Origin of the sequence: Arthrobacter sp. CC3, from assembly GCF_039907775.1 — a bacterium.
In the GTDB taxonomy this organism is placed as follows: Bacteria; Actinomycetota; Actinomycetes; order Actinomycetales; family Micrococcaceae; genus Arthrobacter.
This window is the reverse complement of the sequence record NZ_JARCCY010000104.1, coordinates 1-1,139: the sequence shown is the minus strand read 5'-3', so window position 1 is coordinate 1,139 and position 1,139 is coordinate 1. Positions and strand designations below refer to the sequence as shown.

Sequence of the window (1,139 nt, the reverse complement as noted above, 5' to 3'; positions counted from 1 at the left end):
CTAGTGGTGTGTCTCAGTTTTGTTTGATGGCTTCGAGAGCGACGCGGCCGCGGGCGACTTTTTTGAGGATTGAGTCTGCGGTCGCGGTCCAGACCAGGGGTTTGGGTTCGGTGTTGTGAGCCGCCAGGTACTCCTCGATCTTGTTGATCAGGTCCGGGACTGAATGGAATGCTCCGCGGCGTAGGGCTTTGTCCGTGAGCTCCCGGAACCAGCGTTCAACGAGGTTCAGCCATGAGGACGAGGTTGGGGTGAAATGTAGCCGGAACCGGGGGTTTTTCGCCAGCCACGCCTTCACGTCCGGGTGCTTGTGGGTGGCGTAGTTGTCCAGGATCAGGTGGACATCCAGGCCCTGCGGGACTTCCTTGTTGATGGTTTTGAGGAACACGAGGAATTCCTCGTGCCGGTGCTTGGGCAGGCACGAACCGATGACTTTCCCGGTGGCCACGTCCAGTGCTGCGAACAGGGTGGTCGTGCCGTTGCGTTTGTAGTCATGCGTCATGGTTTCCGCCCGGCCCTTCTTCATCGGCAGGGATGGCTGGGTGCGGTCCAGGGCCTGGATCGAGGACTTCTCATCCATGCACAGCACGATCGCCTTCTCCGGCGGATTCAGATACAGACCGACCACGTCGATGAGTTTTTCTTCAAACTTCGGATCGTTGGAGAGCTTGAACGTATCGACCAGGTGGGGCTTCAGGCCCCGGGCGGCCCAGATCCGCTGCACCTGCGCCGGCGACACCCCGACCTTCGCGGCCATCGTCCGCACCGACCAGTGCGTCTGCCCTTCAGGCCTGGAATTGCGCGTCAGATCAACGATCTCATCGATCGTGGACTGCGGAATGACCGGCTTGCGGCCCCGCCCGGCACGCACCTCACCCAAGTGGGCCAGGCCCTCTGCCTCGAACCGGGCCCGCCACGACCGCACCGTCCCCGGGCTCGTCCCGGCGACCTTCGCGATCGATTCATTGGCCAACCCTTCCGCGGCCATCAACAAAACCTGCGCCCGCTGAACCTCCCGATGGGACGCCGTCTGCGACTTCGACAGCACCTCCAATGCGGCGCGTTGACCATCAGAAACCACCAAAGCAGGAGCCGGATTCGTCATAGCCCCAGCTTAACAGCGCACCCACAAACTATTTTGG

Annotated in this window: 1 protein-coding gene; it reads right to left on the bottom strand. The window is 61.6% G+C overall.

What is annotated here, in order from left to right; all coding sequences use genetic code 11:
• Positions 1-13: 13 nt before the first annotated feature.
• On the bottom strand, positions 14-1,102 hold the full coding sequence (locus PV761_RS24170; protein ID WP_347900048.1) for an IS630 family transposase: 1,089 nt from the start codon (positions 1,100-1,102) through the stop codon (positions 14-16).
• Positions 1,103-1,139 lie beyond the last annotated feature (37 nt).

Coding starts and splice junctions, on each gene's coding strand:
- PV761_RS24170 (WP_347900048.1), bottom strand. CDS start 1,102: ATGACGAATCCGGCTCCTGCTTTGGTGGTTTCTGATGGTCAACGCGCC.